This window comes from Natrialba taiwanensis DSM 12281, assembly GCF_000337595.1.
Taxonomy (GTDB): Archaea; Halobacteriota; Halobacteria; order Halobacteriales; family Natrialbaceae; genus Natrialba; species Natrialba taiwanensis.
In genome coordinates this window covers 1-799 of record NZ_AOIL01000041.1, presented here as the reverse complement: position 1 = coordinate 799, position 799 = coordinate 1, and the positions used below count along the sequence as shown (strand labels likewise).

Sequence of the window (799 nt, the reverse complement as noted above, 5' to 3'; positions counted from 1 at the left end):
CTTCGCAAATACGAAAATCCGCATACACCGCCCAGTAAGCGACGGTCGGGGACTGACGAGTCCCCGACCTCGCAGGACGACGAAGACGAGAATGTTCGAACCGATGGCGGTACTCCCGGACGGAAGGACGGTCACGACCCTGAGTGGCGTGCAACAGCAGATCCCGACAAAGAGATCGATGTCACCTGTGACTGTTGTCCCGAGTGTGGCGAACACTTCGACGAGTCGGTGGGCGTCAGCCCCCGACTCGTCGAGGAGGTTCCCGATCCACAGCCACCAGAAATCACCCGGTACAACCGTCACTACTACCAGTGCAGCTCTTGTGGAACAGAAACCGTTGCTACACACCCCGACTGCCCCGATGAGGGGCAGTTCGGGGTGAACGTCATCTCTCAAGCAGCACTTTCTCGGTACGATCACCGCCTCCCCTACCGGAAAATCGCTGACCGGTTCGAGCAACTGCATGGATTAGAACTCTCGGGCGCGTCCGCGTGGCACGCGACCGAGCGCGCTGCGCGCGCCGGTCGCTGCGAATACGAACAGATTCGAAGACAGATTCAGCAAGCAGAGATCGTTCACGTTGACGAAACCGGTATCAAACGCGAGGGTGAGCAGGCGTGGATTTGGACGTTTCGGACGAGCGAGCACACGCTATACGCCGTAAGGGAGAGTCGTGGAAGTGATGTTCCCGCGGAAGTCCTCGGCGAGGACTTCCCGGGAACGGTCATCTGCGATGGGTGGACGGCGTATCCAGCGTTCAGCAGTAACCTTCAGCGGTGCTGGGCACATCTTCTCCGGG

Annotated in this window: 1 protein-coding gene; it reads left to right on the top strand. The window is 59.7% G+C overall.

Annotation, left to right across the window (positions count from 1 at the left end; genetic code table 11):
* Positions 1–799, top strand: a 799-nt coding sequence (gene tnpC, locus C484_RS10540) for an IS66 family transposase (protein ID WP_006825935.1), incomplete at both ends; no start/stop codon positions are given.